The 22,898-nt window shown below is 40.5% G+C and carries 22 protein-coding genes; 14 read left to right on the forward strand and 8 right to left on the reverse strand.

Annotated features, from left to right (window positions below; genetic code table 11):
* The first annotated feature begins 44 nt into the window (after positions 1 to 44).
* The 5 genes from I5515_RS11170 (at position 45) to I5515_RS11190 (ending at position 4,019) form a co-directional block, all read left to right on the forward strand.
* Positions 45 to 827: a GNAT family N-acetyltransferase gene (locus I5515_RS11170; protein ID WP_199966729.1), complete on the forward strand. Its 783-nt coding sequence runs from the start codon at positions 45 to 47 to the stop codon at positions 825 to 827.
* Between the two features lie 107 nt (positions 828 to 934).
* A complete protein-coding gene (locus I5515_RS11175) occupies positions 935 to 1,783 on the forward strand; it encodes a class II glutamine amidotransferase (protein ID WP_199966731.1) in 849 nt (282 codons plus the stop codon).
* Between the two features lie 250 nt (positions 1,784 to 2,033).
* Entirely contained in the window at positions 2,034 to 2,489 is a 456-nt protein-coding gene (locus tag I5515_RS11180) for a bacteriohemerythrin (protein WP_199966733.1), read from the forward strand.
* 151 nt (positions 2,490 to 2,640) lie between these two features.
* Positions 2,641 to 3,708 carry a hypothetical protein gene (locus I5515_RS11185; protein ID WP_199966735.1) on the forward strand — a complete coding sequence of 356 codons (1,068 nt, stop codon included), beginning with the start codon at positions 2,641 to 2,643 and terminating at the stop codon, positions 3,706 to 3,708.
* Positions 3,708 to 4,019 (forward strand): RnfH family protein, encoded by a 312-nt coding sequence (locus tag I5515_RS11190; protein ID WP_199966737.1) that lies wholly within the window; start codon positions 3,708 to 3,710, stop codon positions 4,017 to 4,019. The genes I5515_RS11185 and I5515_RS11190 overlap by 1 nt, the downstream gene beginning before the upstream one ends.
* Before the next feature lie 67 nt (positions 4,020 to 4,086).
* Here the strand turns inward: I5515_RS11190 and I5515_RS11195 are convergent, their stop codons facing one another.
* On the reverse strand, positions 4,087 to 4,485 hold the full coding sequence (locus I5515_RS11195) for an outer membrane protein assembly factor BamE (RefSeq protein ID WP_199966739.1): 399 nt from the start codon (positions 4,483 to 4,485) through the stop codon (positions 4,087 to 4,089).
* A gap of 111 nt (positions 4,486 to 4,596) precedes the next feature.
* Here I5515_RS11195 and fur point away from each other — a divergent pair, with 111 nt between their 5' ends.
* On the forward strand, positions 4,597 to 5,034 hold the full coding sequence (gene fur, locus I5515_RS11200; RefSeq protein ID WP_004794120.1) for a ferric iron uptake transcriptional regulator: 438 nt from the start codon (positions 4,597 to 4,599) through the stop codon (positions 5,032 to 5,034).
* A 69-nt stretch (positions 5,035 to 5,103) separates the two neighbouring features.
* On the opposite strand, the gene I5515_RS11205 is transcribed toward fur, so the two are convergent.
* Together I5515_RS11205 and I5515_RS11210 are read right to left on the reverse strand one after the other, a co-directional pair.
* On the reverse strand, positions 5,104 to 6,222 hold the full coding sequence (locus I5515_RS11205) for a PilT/PilU family type 4a pilus ATPase (RefSeq protein ID WP_199966748.1): 1,119 nt from the start codon (positions 6,220 to 6,222) through the stop codon (positions 5,104 to 5,106).
* Between the two features lie 27 nt (positions 6,223 to 6,249).
* Positions 6,250 to 7,287: a type IV pilus twitching motility protein PilT gene (locus tag I5515_RS11210; protein WP_199966750.1), complete on the reverse strand. Its 1,038-nt coding sequence runs from the start codon at positions 7,285 to 7,287 to the stop codon at positions 6,250 to 6,252.
* Between the two features lie 126 nt (positions 7,288 to 7,413).
* Here I5515_RS11210 and I5515_RS11215 point away from each other — a divergent pair, with 126 nt between their 5' ends.
* Positions 7,414 to 8,106: a YggS family pyridoxal phosphate-dependent enzyme gene (locus I5515_RS11215; protein ID WP_199966752.1), complete on the forward strand. Its 693-nt coding sequence runs from the start codon at positions 7,414 to 7,416 to the stop codon at positions 8,104 to 8,106.
* 107 nt (positions 8,107 to 8,213) lie between these two features.
* A complete protein-coding gene (locus tag I5515_RS11220) occupies positions 8,214 to 9,056 on the forward strand; it encodes an undecaprenyl-diphosphate phosphatase (RefSeq protein WP_199966755.1) in 843 nt (280 codons plus the stop codon).
* 119 nt (positions 9,057 to 9,175) lie between these two features.
* Here the strand turns inward: I5515_RS11220 and I5515_RS11225 are convergent, their stop codons facing one another.
* On the reverse strand, positions 9,176 to 12,772 hold the full coding sequence (locus I5515_RS11225) for an AAA family ATPase (protein ID WP_199966757.1): 3,597 nt from the start codon (positions 12,770 to 12,772) through the stop codon (positions 9,176 to 9,178).
* Entirely contained in the window at positions 12,769 to 14,049 is a 1,281-nt protein-coding gene (locus tag I5515_RS11230; RefSeq protein ID WP_199966759.1) for an exonuclease SbcCD subunit D, read from the reverse strand. Before I5515_RS11230 ends, I5515_RS11225 begins: the two co-directional genes overlap by 4 nt.
* A 163-nt stretch (positions 14,050 to 14,212) precedes the next feature.
* Here I5515_RS11230 and I5515_RS11235 point away from each other — a divergent pair, with 163 nt between their 5' ends.
* On the forward strand, positions 14,213 to 14,686 hold the full coding sequence (locus I5515_RS11235) for an OsmC family protein (protein WP_199966761.1): 474 nt from the start codon (positions 14,213 to 14,215) through the stop codon (positions 14,684 to 14,686).
* A 67-nt stretch (positions 14,687 to 14,753) separates the two neighbouring features.
* On the opposite strand, the gene I5515_RS11240 is transcribed toward I5515_RS11235, so the two are convergent.
* Positions 14,754 to 15,131: a VOC family protein gene (locus I5515_RS11240; protein ID WP_199966763.1), complete on the reverse strand. Its 378-nt coding sequence runs from the start codon at positions 15,129 to 15,131 to the stop codon at positions 14,754 to 14,756.
* Positions 15,132 to 15,509: 378 nt separating this feature from the next.
* Between I5515_RS11240 and I5515_RS11245 the strand changes: the two genes are divergently transcribed.
* Both I5515_RS11245 and I5515_RS11250 read left to right on the forward strand, forming a co-directional pair.
* The gene (locus I5515_RS11245; protein ID WP_199966765.1) at positions 15,510 to 15,962 is read left to right on the forward strand and encodes an ABZJ_00895 family protein; all 453 of its coding nucleotides are present in this window, start codon (positions 15,510 to 15,512) and stop codon (positions 15,960 to 15,962) included.
* A gap of 83 nt (positions 15,963 to 16,045) precedes the next feature.
* Positions 16,046 to 16,951 carry a TIGR01777 family oxidoreductase gene (locus I5515_RS11250; protein ID WP_199966767.1) on the forward strand — a complete coding sequence of 302 codons (906 nt, stop codon included), beginning with the start codon at positions 16,046 to 16,048 and terminating at the stop codon, positions 16,949 to 16,951.
* Here the strand turns inward: I5515_RS11250 and I5515_RS11255 are convergent.
* Both I5515_RS11255 and hemB read right to left on the reverse strand, forming a co-directional pair.
* The gene (locus I5515_RS11255; RefSeq protein ID WP_199966769.1) at positions 16,943 to 18,058 is read right to left on the reverse strand and encodes an NAD(P)/FAD-dependent oxidoreductase; all 1,116 of its coding nucleotides are present in this window, start codon (positions 18,056 to 18,058) and stop codon (positions 16,943 to 16,945) included. The genes I5515_RS11250 and I5515_RS11255 overlap by 9 nt on opposite strands.
* 25 nt (positions 18,059 to 18,083) lie before the next feature.
* Positions 18,084 to 19,097: a porphobilinogen synthase gene (hemB, locus tag I5515_RS11260; RefSeq protein ID WP_199967299.1), complete on the reverse strand. Its 1,014-nt coding sequence runs from the start codon at positions 19,095 to 19,097 to the stop codon at positions 18,084 to 18,086.
* A 142-nt stretch (positions 19,098 to 19,239) separates the two neighbouring features.
* On the opposite strand from hemB, the gene I5515_RS11265 reads away from it, so the two are divergent.
* The 3 genes from I5515_RS11265 to I5515_RS11275 all read left to right on the forward strand — a co-directional run bounded on the left by I5515_RS11265 (position 19,240) and on the right by I5515_RS11275 (position 22,690).
* A complete protein-coding gene (locus I5515_RS11265) occupies positions 19,240 to 19,737 on the forward strand; it encodes a thioesterase family protein (protein WP_199966771.1) in 498 nt (165 codons plus the stop codon).
* Positions 19,738 to 20,005: 268 nt separating this feature from the next.
* The gene (locus I5515_RS11270) at positions 20,006 to 21,157 is read left to right on the forward strand and encodes an EmrA/EmrK family multidrug efflux transporter periplasmic adaptor subunit (protein WP_199966774.1); all 1,152 of its coding nucleotides are present in this window, start codon (positions 20,006 to 20,008) and stop codon (positions 21,155 to 21,157) included.
* 6 nt (positions 21,158 to 21,163) lie between these two features.
* Positions 21,164 to 22,690: a DHA2 family efflux MFS transporter permease subunit gene (locus tag I5515_RS11275; RefSeq protein ID WP_199966775.1), complete on the forward strand. Its 1,527-nt coding sequence runs from the start codon at positions 21,164 to 21,166 to the stop codon at positions 22,688 to 22,690.
* Positions 22,691 to 22,898 lie beyond the last annotated feature (208 nt).

A 22,898-nucleotide genomic window follows, 5' to 3' on the forward strand; every position in this document is an offset into this window, starting at 1 on the left:
ATGAGCTTTGACTAGTGTAGGGGGTGTCACTAGGAGCGTTCATTATGCTGGAAAAACTTAATCAATATCGCCAAACCTGGACTTTACCTTTAAATCGTCATAAAGCAATAAATCAGACACAATTTCGTTTTGAATGGGTTGATAATTTAAAAGAATTACAAGATGTACAACGGTTTCGTGCACAGCAATTTAGCCAACAATTTGGAATTCATTTTGAAGATAATTTAGACCAAGATATTTATGATTTTGGTTGTGAGCATGCGGTCCTACGTGAAAAGTGGACTGGAGAAATTGTGGCATATACTCGCCTTAAACTGTTCCAAGGTCATGAGATTGCACAAAGCTACAGCGCACATGAGTTTGATATTGTTCCTCAGTTATCACACCTTCCGAATGTGTTAGAAATAGGACGTACCTGTGTGCATCCACGCTTTCGTAATGGTAAGGCTCTTTCAACGCTTTGGATGAATCTTGCACCTAAAGTGTTGTGGTCAATGCGTGCTAAATATTTGATGGGCTGTGTCAGTATTCATTTGCAAGATAATTTGGCTAGAGCGTACTACACGCATCGCCAGATTCAGCAATTATCTGAAAGCAAAACAATTGATATTCTTTCAAAAAAAATCTATGAACCTGAATATCCTGAGTTTAGTTTTCCACAAGATGAGCGTATGCCAAAACTGTTTCAAATGTATTTGAGTATGCAGTCAAAACTATCGAAACAGGCATTTTTTGATGAAAAGTTTAACTGTCTGGATTATTTTGTATTTCTGGAAGTGAATAAAGTGGCGACTTCATTTGTTATGAATAAAATGGGTCAGCGTTAATCATATGTCCTATTTTCTAGTAGCCAGCACATATTGAGATTTGCAAGCGATTTTACTCTCATGCACAATAGAGCAGATGGGGTAATTAGAAGTAGTTTAAAAGCGATATGTGCCAGCTATTAGGAATGAATTGTGCAACACCAACGGATATCACTTTTTCTTTCCGTGGGTTTTCACAGCGTGCAGGAATTACCTCAGATCATAGTGATGGATTTGGTATTGCATTTTTCGAAGATAAGGCTTGCCGACTATTTGTTGATAACCAGTCGGCAGTTGAATCTCCAATTGCCGATCTTATCCGTAATTATCCTATTAAATCGCGTAATGTGATCGCGCATATCCGTAAAGCAACCCAAGGTAAAATTACATTAGAAAACTCTCATCCTTTTATGAGGGAATTATGGGGGCGTCATTGGATTTTTGCCCATAATGGTGATTTACATGATTTTAACCCACCACTGAGTGGACGTTTTACGCCTGTGGGTAATACGGACAGTGAACGTGCATTTTGTTATTTGCTAGATCAGTTAGTTGAAGCTTTTGGTTATGAAGAACCAACTCTTGAGCAGATATTTGAAGTATTAGAAAAAATTTCTCCACAAATTGCTGAATACGGCACATTTAATTATTGCTTATCGAACGGAAAGGCATTATTTAGTTATGCGATAACTAAATTACATTGGTTGGTTCGAGAATATCCATTTAATCAGGCCCATTTAATTGACTTGGATGTTGAAGTTGACTTTAGTCAAGTTACTACACCTGAAGATCGTGTTGCAGTTATAACAACAGAACCTTTAACACATAATGAAAACTGGACAGCTTATCAACCCGGTGAAATGATTTTATTTCAGCAGGGGAAGCCGATTAAAAACGCAATAACTCAAGTAGAAAGATTAAAACGCGAACAGAAAAATCCAGAACTTAAGCGTATTACTCGGGCAGATCAGTATTAATATAAAGTAGATTTAAAATATATCTATAAGATTGATTTATATAATTTTTACATGAATATAAAATATATTGTTTAAATAATACTTTATTGTTTTAGTTGGTTAAATATTAAAAAATTAAATTAAAACAAGTGGTTATATTTTTTTAAGTTTTTGTTTGCTAAAGCCGACAAAATAGCTTTGTTTTTATTTATATCCTTTAAATATATCATGAAGTTTATGCAACAGTCATTGAACATCATTGGGGAGATGTATGAAGATGAAATGGGCTTCAGAATATAATACGGGTATTGAGGTTATTGATGAGCAACATAAACGAATACTTGATTATATTAATGAGATTGATGAAGTAAGAGATGATGAAGATAGACGTCGTATTAAAGATGTTCTAGATAATATTATTGACTATACACAATCACATTTTACGTTCGAAGAAAGTTTACAAGAAGAGGCAGATTATAAATATCGAGTTCCGCATAAACGGGTTCATGACTTATTTATTAAAAAAATAGAATTATATCGTGAACGTTTTGAAATGGGACATACCATTGAAAAAGAGCTACAAGAAATTTTAGCAAAATGGTTAATTAACCATATTCAACATGACGATGCCGATTATGTGGGGGCAGTAAAAGAAAATATGATGGGAATTATTAGAGAAAAAGAAAAGAAGAAAGGGAAAAACTGGTTTGCTCGGTTTTTCTCATAACTTAAATAACAAAACTTATAATTTTAGTTAGCGCAGCAAACTATCGTTTCGGTAGTTTGCTTTTTTTATTGAGCAAACTTTGATTTTCAGGCATGAGACGGGCAAAATATCTATAGTCTTTTTCAAGGAATGCATAATGCAGGACATACCTATGTCACGATGGTTATCGCCCCTGATGGCGTTTTGCTTATCTTTCATCATTATGGCGACATTGGCACCCGCTATGGGAATCCAGATTGATCGTCAAATCGATTTCTGGTTATTGTGGTTAGGCACAATGCTGTTATTGGCTTTGCCAGTTTGTTATTTAGAAATTGCCTTAGCAAAACGGTCGAAGACTACTGCCTTAAATGCTTTATCCAGCTTAACTCGTGAAGCAGATAGTTCACCAAAATGGCGTTTGGCTGGTTGGTTTGCAGTTATTTTTATTCCATTTTTAGCAGGGAATGTACTGAGTACGGCTGGCAATCTACTGACAGTACAGCTCAATAATAGCGTTTCGGGCCAATTAATTTTTGCGGGCCTTGCTGTTATAGCTTTAATTCTATCTTTTATTCCGCGTCAGATTTTAATTCTGCTAATGACAGTCGGTGTAATAGCTTCTCTTGTTTTAGCCAATGCAATGGGTACTGCTTTACAGCCTTGGCATTGGACAAATGTTGAGTTTAAGGAATGGGGCAATGCTACAGTACTTGCTCTTGTTGCGAGTGGTTTAGGCTTAGGACTTTACTGGCAAAACAGCGTTGGTACTGTTAAAGCTGACGAGGGCGCAACAAAAACTGTACTTCCAATTTGGTTGGCGCAGCTCATTGCTGTGATTGCGTTTGGTTTCTTTTCTCTTCAAGCACAGCTTCCTGTTTTTAGCTGGATTTTTACTGCGGTAATGACAGCAGCTCTATTTATTCAACTTGCTAAAGAACAGCTTGCTCAGCGTCAGCTCATGTACGTTTTACAGTGGGTAATTATTGTTGTAGCAATTGCTGTTTGGGCTGTGCCTGAACTTCACAGCATTTTTACGCTGATTTTGATGCTTTGGGGATTACTCATTTGCCTGATCTATGCAATTTTTGCTGGTTGGATTATGAAAATTAGCCATTTGCGTAAATCAATGAATTTTAGCAATGAGTTGTTCTATAACTTGTGGCGTATTGCGGTGCGTATTGTATTACCGCTTTCAATTGTCATTGCCATGATTGCGGTGATTGGACAAATTATCTGATGGAAAAAGCTCAGCAAGTGTGGGTTGCTTTTGCAGCCCCAGAGCAACAGTTTTTAGTTGCTATTCCATTTGAAGCTGGTATGACTGCATTACAAGCAGTTGAGGCGAGTGGATTGCAGACACAGGTAAGTTTGCCTGAGCCATTACAACTTGGCATATTCGGTGCAAAAGTTGAGGCAGATGCGATTTTGCAAGCAGGTGATCGGGTAGAAGTCTATCGACCTTTAACGATTAACCCTAAAGATATACGCCGTAAACGTGCCGAGAAAAATCCTGTGGGTAGATTCATTAAAAGTAATCGCTTAAAGTAATAAGTCCCATAAACAAAACCCCTCGAAGTATTTCACTTGAGGGGTTTATTTTTATTAGAAAAAACGATTATAGTGGTGGTGCAGTTAAAATCGCTTCTTTAGAAGCAGGTAAACCTGGTTGCGACTCTGGAATAGTTTCTAAACCTTCAATTTTAGTTACTGTGCCAGTGCTATCAAAGTAAATTTTTAAATGCTGACCATGTGCTGCGGGGATTTTTGCTTTTTTAGCATAAGTTCCCGGGATATAGTTGTAAATATAGTCCCAACGTTGAGGATTGAGGGGATCAGTCACAGTTGGACTACCAAGCAAAAAACGCACTTGCTGGAAATTCATGCCGACTTGTACTTGAGAGGCCTGAGCTTTGGTCAAAGGAGTCCCTTGAGGAATATCAACCTTATATACACCAAAGATTGAACAACCAGCAAGGAGTGAAGTGACTAATAACGTCAGCACGAGTTTTTGCATTTTGCTACACTATCCCAATAAATTATGATGCATTTGATCAAAGGATAGATCATACTTCATCTAAATTCTATTGCCTATTCCAACTTGAGATTTGTTGAGAGACCTTTTTTCATGCCTATTTCCAATCAAGATTTGCGCAAAGCTGGACTTAAAGTTACCCTTCCACGAATTAAGATTTTGGAATTATTAGAAAATTCAAAACAACATCATCTTAGTGCTGAAGATATTTACAAGACTTTGTTAGAGCAAGGGGAAGATGTCGGTCTTGCGACAGTTTACCGTGTGTTAACACAATTTGAAGCTGCGGGTATCATTCAGCGCCATCATTTCGAGAATAATCATTCTGTTTTCGAAATCATGCAAGAAGATCATCACGATCATTTGGTTTGCCATAATTGCAACAAAGTTATTGAATTTACTAATGATGTTATCGAGAAGGAACAGCATGCTGTAGCAGATCAACATGGGTTTACCTTAACAGGTCACTCATTAAACCTCTACGGTTACTGTAACGAACCTGAGTGTCAGGAAGTGTTGCGCAAGAAATAATCGTTTTCACACAAAGAAAACAAATAAAAAAGGAAGGTTACGTTTAACCTTCCTTTTTTTATGAAGAAATTACTGTCGGTCGAAGGTTAAATGCTGATTTGTGCCTGAAATTTGATCAGGTCCTTCTTCGGCAAGCTTAATCGTCAAACGTAAATCGTTTGGTGAGTCGGCATGTTTTAACGCATCTTTATAGGTAATTTGACCTGCTTTATAGAGATCAAACAATGCTTGGTCAAAGGTTTGCATACCGAGTTCACGCGAACGTTTCATTAAATCCTTAATTTCATGAATTTCGCCTTTACGAATGTAGTCTGAAATTAACGGTGAATTAATCAAAACCTCAATGGCTGCACGGCGTGAATTTCCATCTGGTGTTGGAATAAGCTGCTGTGCAATCATAGCTTTTAAGTTAAGCGATAAATCCATATAGAGCTGGCTGTGACGGTCACTTTCAAAGAAGTGAATAATACGGTCAAGTGCTTGGTTGGCATTGTTAGCGTGCATTGTGGCTAACACAAGGTGACCTGTTTCAGCAAAGCCAATCGCATAGTCCATGACTTCACGAGAGCGAATCTCACCAATTAAGATGACATCCGGTGCTTGTCGTAAAGTATTTTTTAAGGCAACTTCAAATGAGTCTGTATCGATCCCGACTTCACGTTGGGTAATGATGCAGCCTGCATGTTCGTGAATAAACTCGATTGGGTCTTCAATGGTAATGATATGACCTTTCGTGTTGTGGTTACGATAACTAATCATTGAAGCTAAAGATGTCGATTTACCCGTACCTGTTGCACCAACAAAAATAATGATGCCGCGTTTGGTCATCGATAAATCTTTAAGCACAGATGGCAACTGTAAATCATCAATTGAAGGAATTTTAGTTTCAATTCGACGTAGTACCATGCCTGGCATGTCACGTTGCTGAAAAGCACTCACACGAAAGCGGGCAGTTTTATCACGGTTCATAATGGCAAAGTTACATTCGCGAGTGTCCGCAAATTCTTTGCGCTGTTTTTCGCTCATGATGGAATGTAAAAGTTGACCAATCACGTCCCCTGAAAGACTATTTTTTGAAATTGGAACAATTTGCCCGTTAATTTTCATAGATGGTGCAACGCCATCTGTAATAAAAAGATCGGATGATTTTTTTTCAACCATGAGGTTGAGTAAGTCGTTAAAATCCATAATTTTAATCTCGCTATTTTGTTATTTTTATAGGAATGATTCAGGCTGTTTAGCAGCAGTACGTGCCGTTTGTGGACTAATCACACCACGAGAAACTAAACCTTTTAAGCTTTGATCGAGTGTAGTCATGCCATGATTTGCACCAGTCTGAATTGATGAATACATTTGCGCGACTTTGTTTTCACGAATTAAGTTACGAATGGCAGGAATACCAATCATGATTTCATGTGCTGCGACACGCCCACCGCCATTCTTTTTAAGTAGGGTTTGTGAAATAACAGCCTGTAAGGATTCAGACAACATGGCACGAACCATGTCTTTTTCTTCGGCTGGGAATACGTCAATCACACGGTCAATGGTTTTTGCAGCAGAAGTCGTATGGAGCGTGCCAAACACCAAATGACCTGTTTCGGCAGCGGTAAGTGCTAAACGAATGGTTTCAAGGTCACGCATCTCACCGACCAAAATAATATCCGGATCTTCACGTAGTGCTGAGCGCAGTGCTTCGTTAAAGCCATGTGTATCACGATGTACTTCACGCTGGTTAATCAAGCATTTTTTTGACTGATGTACAAATTCGATAGGGTCTTCAACCGTTAAAATATGGTCATAACGATTTTCGTTGATATAGTCCATCATCGCTGCAAGCGTGGTTGATTTACCTGAACCTGTTGGACCTGTTACTAGCACAATGCCGCGTGGATAGTCGCAAATATCTTTAAAGATTTGACCTAAGCCTAAATCTTCCATGGTGAGTACTTTAGATGGAATAGTACGAAATACTGCGCCAGCACCACGGTTTTGGTTAAATGCGTTAACACGAAAACGCGCAACATTTGGTACTTCAAAAGAAAAGTCGGTTTCGAGCTTTTCTTCATAGTCTCGGCGTTGTTTATCGTTCATGATGTCATAGACCAGACGGTGAACATCTTTATGTTCTAAGGCTGGTAAGTTAATGCGGCGAACTTCACCATCAACGCGAATCATTGGTGGCATGCCAGCAGACAGGTGTAAATCGGAAGCACCATTTTTCACAGAGAAAGCGAGTAGCTCTGTAATATCCATAATTTCCCCAAGTAAATCAAAATATGTCATTATTTTGTAGAATAATATACGGCTTTCACCGAGGCTTACCAACACCTCGCTTTAGGTGAAAAGCAAAAAAGTTTTTTGAAAATGAGAACCTTGTCAATGAATTACCTGCAAGATGCGCGACAGCTCGTATTACAGCAAATCCAACATGCTTGTGAACATGCGCAGCGTGTGCCTGAAGCTGTACAACTTTTAGCCGTATCGAAAACACATCCGAGTGAAAGTTTGCGTGCAATGTATGCAGCAGGGCAACGAGCATTTGGCGAAAATTATTTACAAGAAGCTCTGGACAAAATTGAAGCTCTACATGACTTAGACATTGAATGGCATTTTATTGGGCATGTTCAACGCAATAAAACTAAGCATTTAGCTGAAAAGTTTGACTGGATACATGGTGTAGATCGTTTGATTATTGCAGAGCGTTTATCTAACCAACGTGCTGATGATCAGTCTGCGCTTAATATCTGTTTACAAGTCAATATTGATGGACAAGACAGTAAAGACGGTTGTGCACCAGATGAAGTTGCCGAGTTAGTTGCTCAAATTAGTCAATTACCAAAAATTAAGCTACGTGGCTTAATGGTGATTCCGGCCCCCGATAATACTGCTGCTTTTACAGATGCCAAAAAATTATTTGATGATGTGAAAGAACAACATGCTCATGTGCAAGATTGGGACACATTAAGTATGGGAATGTCGGGAGATTTAGACGCTGCAATTGCCGCAGGCTCAACAATGGTACGTGTAGGTACAGCTTTATTTGGAAAACGTGACCCCATTGAGAAAAAATGACTTTTACAATTTAGATAAGTATTTTGTGGTGAAACTGTAATCGATTAATTTAAATTTAATTTTCCTCGTTTATAAACCAGATATTTTAATATTTGAGTGTGTAATGTATGGATTTGTTGCATGTTTTCATTCTGGCAATCATTCAGGGGTTCGCTGAATTATTGCCGGTTTCTAGTTCCGCACACGTTATTTTAGCTGAAAAGTTAATGGGGTATGATCCATCTGCACCGGATATGACATTCTTACTTGTGATGTTACATACGGGTACGATGTTTGCAGTGATCGTTTACTTTTGGAAATCTTGGAAAAAGACCTATTTTTCTTCATGGGAAAGTTTTAAAAAACAAGCCTTCTATATCATTTTGGCAACGCTTATTACAGGCGTGCTTGGCTTAGCGCTTCAATCTATTATTAAACATGTATTCTTTGGCGGCGCGAGCAGTTTCGAAATTGAGCATTTGTTCAGTAACTCAAAATTAATGGCGGCTGCGCTGATTTCGGCAGGTGTTCTGATTATTTTATCTTCGCGTTTAGATCGTGGTCAGCAGGGTGAAATCAGTTTGCGTAGTGCTTCTATTATTGGGGCAGTACAGGCGTTATGTTTACCGTTCCGTGGTTTTTCACGTTCTGGTGCAACGATCTCTACTGGGCTATTTTTAGGGGTATCTCGTCAAAAGGCTGAAGAATTCAGTTTTGCATTGGCAGTTGTATTAACGCCAGCCGTTATTTTAAAAGAATTATATCGTTTAATTCACGCTCAAGGCTTACAAACCGTTGCACATGGACAAGTGTTCCATTCGATGGTTCCAAGCTTATTGGGTATGTGCTTTAGTTTTGGTGCTGGTCTTTTGGCATTGAAATGGTTGTCATCATGGTTAGAACATGGGCGCTGGCATTTATTCGGTATGTACTGTATCGGTTTTGCAGTTGTGGTGCTCTGCGTTAATTAATTTTTTAATATTTTAAAAATAAAAAATTAGTACAAGACAATACAAGAAAAAGGGGCGTAAATGATACGTCCCTTTTTTTATATAAAATTAAATAAAGTTTGAGATAAAAACTTACTTAATTAACCCACGACTTCAATTGTACTTGCGCCAGCACCAAGAGGTTTCACTTGAATTTGTACAGGAATACGCTCATGCATTTCTTGAATGTGCGAGATGAGAACAACCTGACGACCCTGATTTTGTAATTGATCTAAAGCATTCATTACCATATGCAAAGAAGATGCATCTAAGGTTCCAAAACCTTCATCAATAAACAGAGATTCAATTTTCATTGAACCTGAAGCCATATTGGCAATGGCTAAAGATAAGGCGAGGGCTGTTAAGAAGGATTCACCGCCGGATAAAGATGAAACTGAACGCATTTCTCCGTCCATATCGTGGTCGATAATGGCAAGACTTAAAGATTGGTCAAGCCGTTTTAAGGTATAGCGTTGAGAAAGCATCGCCAGTTGCTGGTTAGCATGTTCCACTAAAATATCCAGATGATATTGCTGGGCATAGTCACGGAACTCCTTGCCTTTGGCATCGCCAATCAGACCTGAAATTTTGCTCCAGCGATGTTCTTCTTGCTGAATGTTTTGAATTTGCTGAGCGTATTGTTGCTGTTTCGCAAGGTTTTGCTGGTGCAGCTCTAACTTCAGTTTGAGCTGATCACGAATTTCCAGTTGGGCTTTAAGCTCTGCAATATTGTCTTGAATCAGGTTCAGAAGCTTTTCAAATTCAATATCTGGTTTAGTTTGTAAGTGATCAGTCAATTGCTCTTGCATAGTCTTAAGGGCAGATGAAGCTTCACTGAGTAGACGTTCTGCTTGATTAAGGCGGTTACGGATATCTTGTTCTTGTGCTGAATTAATCTGTATGAGCGCCGTAAAGTCCTGCGCCTGAAAATCAGAATGCCTGTTTAACCAGTTTTGAATTTGTGTATTAATCTGTTGTTGATGCTGTTCTGTGTGTTGATGTTGATGCTTGAGGTGATCGAGCGCCTGCTTTTGCTGCTCAAAGTGCTGTCTAGTCTGTTCGAAACGTTGTTTAGCCTCATGATACGCTGTTTGTTGCTGCTGGCGTTTAGCATCGTGCTCAATTAACCATTCGTGCGGTTTAATGTCAGCGCGGCCTGTCATTTGTTGAATGAGTGACACCGCTTTTTCGTTATTTTGTTGGCCTTTAAGCGTAATCTCTTTGAGATTTTGATCGATATCATCAATTTGTTTGGTCATTTGCTCAAGGTTAGCAGCTAGCATTTTAAGTTCTTGTTGCTGCTGTTCGAAACGCTGTGAAAGCTGTTCTTGCTGTTCAAGTTGCTTAGCACGAGCCTCTAGTATTGACCAAGTTTGCTTAGCGGTTTGGCTACTCGACTGCTGCCACGTGTGCTGTTCAGCTTCAGATAAACACTCAACAATATGTTGAACTTGCTGTTGCCATTGCTGGGCTGTATTAAGCAAGCTTTCACTGCGTTGGATATATTGAACGAGCTGATTATGCTGTTTAATCGCTTGGGTTAAACGCAAGCTTTCCGACTCAAATGTACTCATCGCAGTTTGTGCGGCTTGTCTGAGCTCGTTAAGCGTTTGCAAAATTTGCTCAGGAGTCTGATTAAGTTCAATGTGGAACTGATTGAGGTTAAAAGCTTGCTCAAGTTCTTGCTTTAAGTTTGCTTGTTTTGCTTGAAGTTGAGCTAGATATTTCTGAACTTGCTCAAGCTCGGCATGACACTGGGTCAGCGCATGTTGCTGGGTTTGCCATGCATTAAATTTAGTTTGCTCTAGTGCTACGGCTTGCTGTTCTTGTTGCTGCTGCAAATCGAATAATGCTTTAGAGACTGCACTGTCATCAACACGGTAAGGGTGATGGGTGCTTCCACACACTAAACAAGCTTCGCCATCTTTAAGATTGGCTCGTAACTGCTCAATATTTTCAGTGTGTAATAAACGCTGCTGTTGCAGCATGTGCTGTAATTTTTCACGTTCAGTTTTTGCTGTTTGGTAGTCTTGCTCAGCCGACTGGAAAAGAGCTTTAAGTTGCTGCTCTTGGGCTAAAGTTTGGGTCTGCTTTTCAGTGAATTGCTGAAGCTCGGCATAGAGCTCATGATAAATTTTTATTTTCTGTTGAATCAGATCTAACTGAGTGATTTGAGTAAGTTTCTGCTCTTTATCTTTACGCTGTTGCTCAAGTTTTAAATCAATTTGTTCAGCAGTACCTAGAGAAGACGTCAGTTGTTCAAGTTCACTTTTAGCTTCCGATAATTTTTGGCGGGCAAGGATAGGGTTACCAAGCTGCTGTTCAATCGCTTGGTAATTTTGAATAAATTGCCCAAGTTGATTTAAATGCGCTGAGAGGCCTTTGTCTAATACAGCATATTGCTGAGTCTGGGTGAGTTGCTGTTGAAGATTAATCTTGTTCTGCTCAAGCTGTGCAATATGCTGTTGTACAACGTTTTGCTGCTGTTGCAACGGACTAAGTTTTTGCTCAAGTGTATGTCTTTTTTCTTTGCACTTTTTATATTCATCGGCAATAAAGGCGCGTTCTTGAATGGACTGTCGAACTTGATTTAAAGCATGTTGATGCTGTTGCTCAAAAGCGAGCGTTTGTTTGAGCTCTTGCTCTGCAAGTTGATATTGTTTTTGTCCCGTTTCAAAAATTTGCACCAACTCATTAAACTTGGTTTGAGCTTGCTGAATTTGTGGCTCAAGTTGTTGTAGTGTTTGTAAATTTTGAGTTTGCTGAAAAACTTGTGGGCGTATTTCAGAGAAAACTTCAAGTCGTTTTAATTGCTCACGCTCACCAGCCAATTGTTGATGATGGTTTTGCTGGGTTTGAAACTGTTGCTGTTTAGCCTGAACTTCTCGCTCAAGTTTTGCTTTGCGCTCAAACCATTGCTGTTGTTTGTCTAAGACATTTTTTTGCTGTTCTAACTGTTGATGGGTTTGTTCAGCTTGCTGATATTGTGCAGTAAATGCAGCTATCTCTTCATCAGATAAAATTTCAATATGGCCTAAAAACTCTTCGAGCTGTTTACGCTGCTTTGCAATATCTGCTGTTTTACGAAAAGCCAGCTCACCGATTTTGGCGAAAATGCTGGAGTTAGTCAGATATTCAAGCAGTTCACCGCGTTCGCTGTCTCGTGCTTTTAAAAATGCGGTCACTTCTGACTGGGCAAGTAATACGGCACGAGTAAACTGTTCAAATGAAAGCTGGGTAATTTGTTTAACTTTTTCATCAACCGCTTTAGCTTTGTCGGCAAGCACCACACCATCGGTCAGGCATTTTAAGTGGCGTTGTACGCTTTGTAATTTACCATTCGGGTTTTCACGCGCACGCTTAATTTCCCAACGTGCTAAATAGCGTTTTTGATCTTGGGCAATAAAGCAAAGCTCAGCAAAACCATGTCCTGTGCCACGGCGTAATACAGTTAAAGGTGAATTGGTGAGTAACTCAGAACCATCTACATCTTTTAATTTGCCGTCGCTGTCTTTAAGGCGAGGCACCCGATTAAACAAGGCCAGACACATGGCATCTAAAATGGTCGATTTGCCTGCGCCAGTTTTCCCCACAATTGCAATTAAACCTGCATGAGCTAGAGGCGAGCTTTCAAAATCTATAAAGTGCTCGTCAGAAAGAGATGCCAGATTTTTTATACGAATGGATAAAATTTTCATGACATATCCTTAAGGGGTGCATCATTTTCAAGATTCTTTTGTGCTTCTTGTACCAGACTCAGAAAATCTTTTAATACGGCATCATCAGCACTGTAACCCTGTTTTTCCCAAATATTCTGAAACAGCTTTTCTGGGGTCGGTGGTTCGAGTGCAATGTGCTGAGTGGTATTTAAATCGGCAGCATCTTTGCTCATATATTGACGTGAAATACGTACTAAGCGATAGCGCTCAGGCGGTAGGGCTGCTTCAAACTGCTGACGTAAATTAGGCTGTGGTGGCGTTAAACTATAATATTCAATATCGACATATTCACGGTGGTCAATATTCTCAATCACGCCGTGTGGTAAAGCTTTGAGTTGTTGCAGTACCTCGTTTAATTCACCGCGAATACGGTGCAATTGTATGCAACGTGGAATTGCTACTGCTTCAAATTGCAAACGTTTGTCTGTGTCTTGAGCAGGATCAATTTTGACTTCAACTACTTGGTGTTTATAGTTGATTTCACTGAACGAAAGTGGAATGGGTGAGCCACTATAACGAATGTGCGGCTGACCTACTTTTTGTGGTTTATGCAGATGTCCTAAAGCGACGTAATCGACAGCATCTTCAAACAGAGTCGTTGAAAGTGCTTCTTCATTACCAATAATAATCGGGCGTTCAGAGTCTGATGTTTCCCCACCTTGCATATGAGCATGCGACATCAAAATAAGGGCTTGATCTGGTGTCTTACGACGTTTTGCTTCGGCAATCAGTTGCTGGTGCAAATAGGCAATCGCATTTTTGCTGTTGGTGGTATGTTCATTAAAGCCCGTAATTTCGGCTGAGCGTAAAAAAGGCAGGGCAAGACACCATGCCACAATATCTTGATGTTGATTATAAATAGGTAAAAGTAGTCGATCGAGATCTAGAGTTTTATCTTCATTCCAGTGAACCACGCCCACGGTTTTTGCATTATATTTTTCTAAAAGTGGCTCGACCTGTTCAATACGGTAACCTGAGTCATGATTACCAGCAATCATGAGCGTTTGCATGTGCGGTGCAAGGCGATGTGCATCTGCTAAAAATTGGTAGAGTTGTTTTTGTGCTTGAGAACCTGGGTTAATGACATCAAAAATGTCGCCAGCAATGAGCAGGGCATGCGGTTGTTTTTCTTGAATTTGAGTGAGCAACCAGCTTAAAAATTGTTGGTGTTCATAGTGTCGTGAATGATTATAAAAAAACTGCCCCAAATGCCAGTCAGAAGTATGTAGAAAATGTACGGACATAGGAACAGACATCAAGCCAAGATAAACATAGATACGTTAGCATAAATTGGCAGGAGATTTTATCAAGACATTTTAAAGTGCTCGATATTTAAGCCCACAGTAAAACCGAATTAATTTTGTCACTTTAAACTTTGCTTTGTTACTATCAATTCAAATAATGAATCTTGAGAAAAAAATGACCATTCATGAATACGAAGTAAAAATACAGTGGGAAGGCAATACAGGAACAGGCACTTCTTCTTATCGTTCATATAAAAGAGACTTTAGTATTCAACATCCACAAAAGGCCACCATTCAAGGCTCATCAGACCCTGCTTATTTAGGCGATGTGACCAGATGGAACCCAGAAGATTTATTGGTTGCTTCAGCCTCTGCTTGCCATAAGCTATGGTATTTACACCTATGTGCAGTCAATCATATTCACGTAGTGAGTTATGTCGATCACGCACTTGGATTTATGCAAGATGCAGATCCAGTCAAACGTGGTCACTTTACTCAGATTATTTTAAAGCCTGCGGTTGTTTTAGAAAAAGGCGCCGACCAAGAGCTTGCGGCAAAATTGCATGAAGAGGCTCATCAGGAATGTATGATTGCTAATTCGGTGAATTTCCCAATTACATGTGAAGCCAGCTTTAGTTTTGCCGAATAGTAAATATGAAATAGCCACCGTTTAAAATGCGGTGGCTATAAATTAATAAAATTGTTAAATAAGCTATTTAAGCTGCATTTTCATCGGCTTGAAAAATACCAAAAACGTTGTGGTCTAAATCCACAAAGTAACCATGCCAAGCTCGGCCGGGAATGGCGAATTTATCCATCGCAACAATGCCACCTTGCACTAAAATTTTTGCAGCAACTTCATCGAAATTTTCAACTTGAACTGAACAGGTAAATGCATTGGTGCCATATTCCATGGGCGGCGTTTGAGCAGGACGTTTTAAAAGTCCACCCATGAGTGAAGGCGTTTCTATACGGTAATATTCAATAGGTAAGTTTTTATCTAATTTAAATTGCCAGCCGAACACAGCTTGATAAAACTGCACATCGCGGGCAGGGTTTGAAGACTGGATTTCAAAATAGGCAATATTGTTCATCTTATTTAAATCATTTTTATGGTGTAAAAAGTATACGCATAGCCCTTATGACCACGAAAGAATTATTGTGTATGCAGAGCGTAAAATAAATGAAAGTACCAGAAAATAAAAACCGACGATTCGAGTGATGAGAGAATCGTCGGTCAAAAACTTCATCAAGGGTTTCTGCTGCTAACAAAACCTAATCCGAAGGAAGAAAAGCGTCGTAATGAAAGGTCACCGAAACAATTTTGCGGATGCCGTGCAAAGGAAGTATTCGGTTGCTGCGACCTTATTACCCTATATAACGTCAAGAAATCAGGATTGGTTGACAGAAAAATGAAAAAAAATCGAAAAAAATTTATAATTATTTTTTAAACCCATAAATTAGGCAAAAAGATGACCAAATTACGCTCTTACTATCTCTGGTTTTTTGCTTTATGTATCGTACTCACCTTAATTGTAGGTGTGGTTGCAGCACTATTACCAGCGAGTGTAGGTGGTGTTTTAACAGCCGTTCCTTATTTAGGCGCAATGATTTTCGTCTTATTTAAATTTTTAAAGAAAGAACGCCGTGCACCGACTGTACAAGAAAAAAAGAAATTTACTTTAGGCTTTACCCTAATTTTTTGGGGCTATAACTTGTGTGGTGTTTTATTTGGCTTATTTTTATTTGCACGAAAAGACCCTGAGATTTTGCAGAACTTTATGCTTTACCTCAAACAACCTCAGTTTTTAAGCATTATGGTCATTATGCTTTTAATGTTAGCTATTCCGCTTTATTTAATTACCTACTGGTTTTACGGCAAACAAGCACAGCGAATGGCAGACAAAATGTTTAATGTGCAATAGATCACTACGAAAACTCATACGATTAAACATGAATTATTTTTATACAATCAAATAAAACTGTTGTCCTCGGTTTTGGAGGAAATATGAATAAGAATGTATTAATTACGGGTGCTAGTGGCTTTATCGGAACGCATTTAATTAAGTTCCTACTACAAAAAAACTATAACGTGATTGCGGTTACGCGGCAGGCTGGCAAGAAATCTGACCATCCTGCCGTGCAGTGGGTACAAAGATTTGAAGATATTTCAACACGTCAAATTGACTATGTCGTGAATTTGGCAGGCGCAAATATTGGTGAAAAACGCTGGACCGAGTCACGTAAAAAACAACTCATTGAAAGCCGAGTAAACACGACACGGCGGTTGTATGCGTGGCTCAAGCAATCTGAAATTTTTCCGGAAGTGATTATCTCGGGTTCGGCTATTGGTTATTACGGTATAGATGATCAAGAAAAGTGGGCAGAGGTGTGCACCGAACAAAGTTCACCACAGCCTATTTTTATGTCTCAGCTTTGCCAAGAGTGGGAACATGCAGCTTTAGTAGATCCTCAGCAAAATACTAAAATTATTCGTTTAGGCGTAGTGTTTGGGCAGGGTGGTGGCATCTTGCCTAAAATGTTGCTTCCGATTCGACTCAATTTAGTCGGTCAGATTGGACATGGTCGTCAGCCTGTGGTTTGGGTACACATTGAAGACGTGTTAAGCGCAATCGAGTTTATATTTAAGCATCCCCAATCTGCTCAAATTCATAATGTAGTAGCACCAGAAAATGTGACTCAAAAAGCTTTTGTTGAACAAGCTGCTGCGATACTCAATAAGAAACCAATGTTGTCAGCACCAAGCACGGTTTTTCGCTGTTTGTTGGGGGAACAGTCTCAATTGATCTTAAATGGTCAATTCGTTAAACCCGCAGCCTTACAAGCAGAAGGATTTGAGTTTGCTTATCCCAAATTAAAACTGGCTTTAGAGAATATATTGGCGTCAGGCTAAGATTTTATTTTGTAGGCGCTCTGGAGAATATGCTTTGGCATCCACTAATGTCGGTTGATTCAGCATAAGCTGACGAAGTAATTGCGCAGAGCCTGCGCCCATACATAACCCATTTCTAAAATGACCAAAGTTTGCCCAGAGGTTATCCATTTCAGGCATTTTGCCAATGTAGGGAACACCATTTGGTGAACTTGGTCTGAGTCCTGCCCAGCGCTGTACAATCGGAAAATCGGCCAGTTCTGGCACCATATCCAAACATGCTTCTAAAATATTGTGCTGGGTTATTTCATCGGTAGAGGTATCGAAACCACGATGGGCCATGCTTGACCCACAAACAATATGTCCGTCCATACGTGGAATCAAATACATCACACGGTTCATGCACATGGTAGGCAACCAGTGAGCAGGGGTTTTAAATAACAGCATTTGGCCTTGAACAGGTTCAACTGGAATGTCGAGTTGTAATTGGGAGTTCCAATAGTGGCTCCAAGCGCCCGACGTTATTACAAAATGATCTGCTGTATGTTTGCGACCATCTTCGGTTTGTAGGGCTTGTATTACATCATCCTGTTGAATCAGTTTCTTAACAGCAGTGTGTTCAAAAAACTCAACTTTGGGATGTTGTTTTAAATAGCTAATCAGGGACTGTAATACGCGCGGATTACGAATATTAGACAGTTCAGGGAAATAAATGGCTTGTTGAAACTGATCGGAAATATGCGGATTCACTTGTTCTAGTGCATCGCGCTGTAAATATTCACAGCGCTGCATCGGTTCTTGATACTGCTCGGCGTAGGAAAGTCCGACGTCAAAATCTTCTTCATCAAAAATCAGCATGCCTGTGTCATGAATTTCAAAATCGATCCCTGTAACAGGGGAGAGTTTCTGGTTCCATGCTTGATAAGATGCTTTACCAAACTGAGCAAGTTGGTTCACTGCATGCACATAGCGCCACGGGTACATCGGAGAAAGAATGCCTCCGCCAGCCCAAGAGGCTGCTTGTCCCGCTTGTTGTTGATCAAAAATACTGACAGTACAGCCTTGTTCAACCAACTCCAGCGCAGACATTAATCCACTTATGCCTGCGCCAATGATTGCAATATGCATGCAGTGTTATCCTTTCTCTGCGAACTTAGTTCATTTCCTTGAGTTTTTCGGCAGCGGTTTCTGCAAAGTAAGTCCAGATTCCATCTGCACCAGCACGGCGGCAGCACATGAGTGATTCTAAAATAACCGAGTCTGATAACCAGCCATTTTGAATAGCGCCTGCCAACATGGCATATTCGCCACTCACTTGATAAATGAATGTTGGAACACCAAAGGTATCTTTTACTTCACGTACCACATCCAGATATGGCATGCCCGGTTTTACAATCACCATGTCGGCGCCTTCTTGAATATCAAGCGCGATTTCATGTAAAGCTTCGGCACGGTTGGCAAAGTCCATCTGGTAGTTATATTTATTACCACCTTTAAGGTTGGATGCAGAGCCAACAGCATCACGGAACGGACCATAGAAGCTAGATGCGTATTTTGCAGAGTAGGCCATGATGTTGGTATAGATGTGACCATTGGCTTCTAAAGCTTGACGAATAGCACCAATACGGCCATCCATCATGTCACTTGGTGCAATCACTTCGGCACCTGCTTCTGCGTGACTTAACGCTTGTTTAATCAAGCATTCTACAGTCTCGTCATTCAGCACATAACCAGTGTCATCAATAATGCCGTCTTGACCATGTGTAGTGTATGGGTCGAGGGCACCATCGGTGATTAACACCATTTCTGGTAATTCTTTTTTAAGCAAACGGCAGGTGGTTTGTACTAAACCATTTTCATGCCATGCAGCCTCTGCGGTGAGGCTTTTATCTTCTTGCGGGGTAACTGGAAAAAGAGCCAGTTTTGATACGCCTAATTCTAGAAGTCTTTCAGCTTTTTTCAGTAATAAATCTGCCGACAAACGCTGAATGTTTGGCATACTTGGAATATCTTGGGTTTGATTTTGCCCCGGTAATACAAATACTGGATAAATCAAGTGATTGGTAGTGAGCTGTGTTTCGCTGACCATCGCACGCAACTGGTCATTTTTACGAATACGGCGCATGCGAGTAGCTGGAAATGCAGGACGATTGAACGTATAAGTCATAACAATCTCGATGTTCGGTATTACACTAGGATAGGTTGGCGGATATTCCATTACTGTCAACCGACTGCTGTATTGTAGCCCCATAATGCTGGATTTGTACAAAATTATGGGTGTTTAGCATGCTTTTTAATTTAGGCAACGTATGAGTGATGAAAAGAAAAATTGGACTGGAAACATACAATTAGGGTCAAAAACTGATCTGAATGTAGTTCTTAACCAATTATGTAAGGCGTTTAATAGCTGTCCTTTTTTTAAGCATAGTGGAATGATTATGCGTGTGGTCGATGGGCAGATTGAAGGCTATGTTGAAATGCAACCTGACCTGATTGGTAATTTAGCTTTTCAGGTTTTACATGGTGGTGTCGCTGCAACCTTGCTAGACAGTATTGGTGGAATTGTGGCCATGGAACATTTATATCGCCGTTCAACCCCAGAAACCCTGCCTGAAACCATTAAACAGGTAACACGTTTGGCAACAGTCGACATGCGTGTGGATTATTTGGCACCGGGGCGTGGTAAATACTTTATTGCACGTGCTGAAGTTCTACGTTTGGGTCGTAAGGGCTGTACCATGCGCATGACGATGGTCAATGACGAAAATAAAGCAATTGCTGCGGGAATTGCCTCATATGCCTACTAAATGGGGCATTTAAGGATTTAAAAAGCGCCAAGTGCGCTTTTTTTAGTGTTTAAAAAGATGAAATTTTCATAAAAACTTTGAGATAAACATTAATTTAATTAGAACGAACGCATTAGTTATAATTTTTTATTCTCATATCATGAGGTTTTAGCGTTAAAATTGTCTCCTTTGACAATGCGATATGTCTTGTTTATAGAATAATAAAAACTCTATAACAAGATGTAGTGCGAGATTGATGGCAAAGCCAACTCATCTTTAGGAACATACCATGACTGATGCACAAAGCAATGTACAAGAAACAGTGCCAACAACATCTGCCTCGGATGATAACAATCAAAACAAGCGTAAAAAATTTCTTGGTTTTTTTGCGCTGATTTTATTGATCGCCGCTATTTTATATGCAATCTGGGCCTTATTTTTAAATCATTCCGTGAGTACGGATAATGCCTATGTCGGTGCAGAAACCGCACAAATCACTTCAATGGTGAGCGGGCAGGTTGCTCAGGTTTTGGTAAAAGATACCCAAACGGTACATCGTGGTGACGTGCTGGTTCGTATTGATGACCGTGATGCCAAAATTGCATTGGCGCAAGCCGAGGCAGAGCTTGCTAAAGCAAAACGCCAATACAAACAGACTGCGGCAAACAGTAGCTCTTTAAACTCTCAGGTTGTCGTTCATGCCGATGAAATTAATAGTGCCAAAGCACAAGTTGCTCAAGCACAAGCCGACTACGACAGAGCCGCTTTAGAGCTGAACCGCCGTGCGCAACTTGCAGCGTCTGGTGCAGTGTCTAAAGAAGAACTCACTAAGGCACAAAGTGCAGTTGAAACAGCCAAAGCAGGCTTAGAGCTTGCTAAAGCAGGTTTGGCGCAAGCATCTTCAAGTCGTAAAGCTGCTGAAAGTACCTTAGCTGCAAACGAAGCGTTAATTCAGGGTGTAAATGAAGTTTCAACTCCTGATGTACAAGTTGCACAGGCACATGTTGAACAAGCTCAACTTGATTTAGAACGTACCGCAATTCGTGCGCCAGTCGATGGCGTGGTAACGCGTCGTAATATTCAAGTGGGCCAACGTGTTGCACCCGGTGCCAGCATGATGATGATTGTGCCGCTTAACGATTTATATGTAGATGCTAACTTTAAAGAAAGTCAGTTGAAAAAAGTCCGTCCGGGTCAGCCAGTTATACTTACTTCAGATTTATATGGCGACGATGTTGAATATCACGGCAAAGTGATGGGCTTCTCTGGTGGTACAGGCTCTGCCTTTGCCTTAATTCCGGCTCAAAACGCAACAGGTAACTGGATTAAAGTGGTTCAACGCTTACCAGTTCGTATTGCACTTGACCCGAAAGAACTTGCTGAACACCCACTGCGTGTTGGCTTGTCGATGGAAGCAAAAGTCGACCTATCTGCGAAGTAAACGCTTATGAAAACGCAAACACCTTTTGCCGAATTAAGCGGTGGCCGTTTATTACTGGCAGCGTTTGTAATTGCCTTGTCGAACTTTATGGTCGTGCTTGATACGACCATTGCCAACGTATCTGTACCGCATATTACCGGTAACCTTGCCGTTTCCAGCACACAAGGAACATGGGTTGTTACCTCATATGCAGTTGCAGAAGCGATTTGTGTACCTTTAACAGGTTGGCTTGCTGGCCGTTTTGGAACCGTTCGGGTTTTTATTTTTGGCCTGATTGGTTTTACCATTTTTTCGTTTTTGTGCGGTTTGGCAAACTCGTTAGGCATGTTGGTGTTTTTCCGTATTGGACAAGGTCTATGCGGTGGCCCGCTCATGCCGCTCAGCCAAACTTTGCTGATGCGAATTTTCCCTCAAGAAAAGCATGCACAGGCGATGGGCCTATGGGCAATGACCACAGTGGTTGGGCCCATTTTAGGGCCAATTCTAGGTGGTTTAATTAGTGATAACCTGTCTTGGCACTGGATTTTCTTTATTAACATACCAGTCGGCATTATTTGTGTTTTAGCAGCAATACGATTGCTTAAACCCGCCGAAACAGAAACGATTTCTTTAAGAATCGATACGGTCGGTTTAGGTCTGTTAATACTTTGGATTGGTGCGCTACAGCTCATGCTCGACTTGGGGCACGAACGTGACTGGTTTAATAGCACCAGTATTGTCGTTTTAGCATTAACCGCCGCCATAGGTTTTGTCGTGTTCCTGATATGGGAGCTGACCGATAAACACCCCGTCGTGGATGTAAAAGTGTTTAGGCATAGGGGCTTTGCGATTTCGGTACTGGCCTTATCGCTCGGCTTTGGAGCGTTCTTTGGCAGTATTGTACTGATACCGCAGTGGCTGCAAATGAACCTTTCCTACACCGCCACATGGGCTGGTTATTTAACCGCAACCATGGGCTTTGGTAGTTTGACCATGTCGCCAATTGTGGCAAAGCTATCGACCAAACATGACCCACGTGCGCTTGCGAGCTTTGGTTTAATTTTGCTGGGTGCTGTGACCTTAATGCGAGCATTCTGGACCACAGATGCTGACTTTATGGCACTGGCTTGGCCACAAATCCTGCAAGGTTTTGCTGTACCGTTCTTCTTTATTCCACTGTCGAACATTGCACTTGGTTCGGTGTTGCAGCAAGAAATTGCATCTGCTGCGGGCCTCATGAACTTTTTAAGAACCATGGCAGGGGCGATTGGTGCTTCAATTGCGGTGACTGTGTGGGATGACCATGCCAAAGTTGCACGTAGTGAAATGGTGTCAAACCTAAACGCAACCGAAGTTCAAAATAATCTTTTGCAAAATGGTTTTACGGCTGACTCGACATTGGGAATTATTTCAAACCTTGTCGATAAGGAAGCCATTACCATGTCGGCAAACCATGTGTTCTTGCTGTTTGCGATGGTGTTTGTATTTGCGGGACTGGTGATTTGGCTATGCCCAAAACCCAAAGGTAGCGTCGGCGGCATGCCGTCACACTAAACAAAAAAAAAGCATCTCTTCGGAGGTGCTTTTTTTAGATCTATTAAAAAATAGGTTAGGTCTGTAAATGGTAGATTTTGCCTGTATTTAGTTGAATAAAGCATGCCAGAATCGGGCGGATGAGTTATAAAAGCGTGTGATATCAAGCAAGGAGGCTTAAAACAGGGCATAGGATAAAACGCCCTTAAACATTTACTATTATAAAATC

It is taken from the genome of Acinetobacter calcoaceticus (assembly GCF_016508255.1).
Classification (GTDB): Bacteria; Pseudomonadota; Gammaproteobacteria; order Pseudomonadales; family Moraxellaceae; genus Acinetobacter; species Acinetobacter calcoaceticus_E.

Excerpts from the sequence above, each read along its gene's own strand:
- I5515_RS11170 (WP_199966729.1), top strand. The coding sequence starts at position 45 with ATGCTGGAAAAACTTAATCAATATCGCCAAACCTGGACTTTACCTTTA.
- I5515_RS11175 (WP_199966731.1), top strand. The coding sequence starts at position 935 with ATGTGCCAGCTATTAGGAATGAATTGTGCAACACCAACGGATATCACT.
- I5515_RS11180 (WP_199966733.1), top strand. The coding sequence starts at position 2,034 with ATGAAGATGAAATGGGCTTCAGAATATAATACGGGTATTGAGGTTATT.
- I5515_RS11185 (WP_199966735.1), top strand. The coding sequence starts at position 2,641 with ATGTCACGATGGTTATCGCCCCTGATGGCGTTTTGCTTATCTTTCATC.
- I5515_RS11190 (WP_199966737.1), top strand. The coding sequence starts at position 3,708 with ATGGAAAAAGCTCAGCAAGTGTGGGTTGCTTTTGCAGCCCCAGAGCAA.
- I5515_RS11195 (WP_199966739.1), bottom strand. The coding sequence starts at position 4,485 with ATGCAAAAACTCGTGCTGACGTTATTAGTCACTTCACTCCTTGCTGGT.
- fur (WP_004794120.1), top strand. The coding sequence starts at position 4,597 with ATGCCTATTTCCAATCAAGATTTGCGCAAAGCTGGACTTAAAGTTACC.
- I5515_RS11205 (WP_199966748.1), bottom strand. The coding sequence starts at position 6,222 with ATGGATTTTAACGACTTACTCAACCTCATGGTTGAAAAAAAATCATCC.
- I5515_RS11210 (WP_199966750.1), bottom strand. The coding sequence starts at position 7,287 with ATGGATATTACAGAGCTACTCGCTTTCTCTGTGAAAAATGGTGCTTCC.
- I5515_RS11215 (WP_199966752.1), top strand. The coding sequence starts at position 7,414 with ATGAATTACCTGCAAGATGCGCGACAGCTCGTATTACAGCAAATCCAA.
- I5515_RS11220 (WP_199966755.1), top strand. The coding sequence starts at position 8,214 with ATGGATTTGTTGCATGTTTTCATTCTGGCAATCATTCAGGGGTTCGCT.
- I5515_RS11225 (WP_199966757.1), bottom strand. The coding sequence starts at position 12,772 with ATGAAAATTTTATCCATTCGTATAAAAAATCTGGCATCTCTTTCTGAC.
- I5515_RS11230 (WP_199966759.1), bottom strand. The coding sequence starts at position 14,049 with ATGTCTGTTCCTATGTCCGTACATTTTCTACATACTTCTGACTGGCAT.
- I5515_RS11235 (WP_199966761.1), top strand. The coding sequence starts at position 14,213 with ATGACCATTCATGAATACGAAGTAAAAATACAGTGGGAAGGCAATACA.
- I5515_RS11240 (WP_199966763.1), bottom strand. The coding sequence starts at position 15,131 with ATGAACAATATTGCCTATTTTGAAATCCAGTCTTCAAACCCTGCCCGC.
- I5515_RS11245 (WP_199966765.1), top strand. The coding sequence starts at position 15,510 with ATGACCAAATTACGCTCTTACTATCTCTGGTTTTTTGCTTTATGTATC.
- I5515_RS11250 (WP_199966767.1), top strand. The coding sequence starts at position 16,046 with ATGAATAAGAATGTATTAATTACGGGTGCTAGTGGCTTTATCGGAACG.
- I5515_RS11255 (WP_199966769.1), bottom strand. The coding sequence starts at position 18,058 with ATGCATATTGCAATCATTGGCGCAGGCATAAGTGGATTAATGTCTGCG.
- hemB (WP_199967299.1), bottom strand. The coding sequence starts at position 19,097 with ATGACTTATACGTTCAATCGTCCTGCATTTCCAGCTACTCGCATGCGC.
- I5515_RS11265 (WP_199966771.1), top strand. The coding sequence starts at position 19,240 with ATGAGTGATGAAAAGAAAAATTGGACTGGAAACATACAATTAGGGTCA.
- I5515_RS11270 (WP_199966774.1), top strand. The coding sequence starts at position 20,006 with ATGACTGATGCACAAAGCAATGTACAAGAAACAGTGCCAACAACATCT.
- I5515_RS11275 (WP_199966775.1), top strand. The coding sequence starts at position 21,164 with ATGAAAACGCAAACACCTTTTGCCGAATTAAGCGGTGGCCGTTTATTA.